Source organism: Psychrobacter sp. CAL346-MNA-CIBAN-0220 (genome assembly GCF_040309805.1).
In the GTDB taxonomy this organism is placed as follows: Bacteria; Pseudomonadota; Gammaproteobacteria; order Pseudomonadales; family Moraxellaceae; genus Psychrobacter.
Genome location: NZ_JBEOPF010000304.1, coordinates 1 through 270, shown reverse-complemented (window position 1 = coordinate 270; position 270 = coordinate 1). Strand labels below are relative to the sequence as shown.

Below are 270 nucleotides of genomic sequence, written 5' to 3'. Positions count from 1 at the left end.
GTGCAGCGAATTTGTTCTTCTCTCTGCTATCAATTGGCATTGATTTAGGTAAATCGATGGTTCGTGGATTGCGGTGAACCCCATTTACAATAAATTCGTAATGTAAGTGAGCGCCAGTGACTCGGCCTGTTTTACCCAGAGTACCGATTATTTGGCCTTGTTTAACCGTTTCACCACGGTTTACTTTGCGCTTAGTTAAATGCAAATACTTAGTGGTGTAGGTTTCGTTGTGCTTAATGAATACATAGTTGCCATTAAACTGGTTATAAC

1 protein-coding gene is annotated in these 270 nt (G+C 40.4%); it reads right to left on the bottom strand.

Features of this window, described 5'->3' with window-relative positions:
* Positions 1-270 (bottom strand): M23 family metallopeptidase (locus tag AAEY88_RS13740; RefSeq protein WP_350563279.1); only part of this gene is annotated, 270 nt, incomplete at both ends.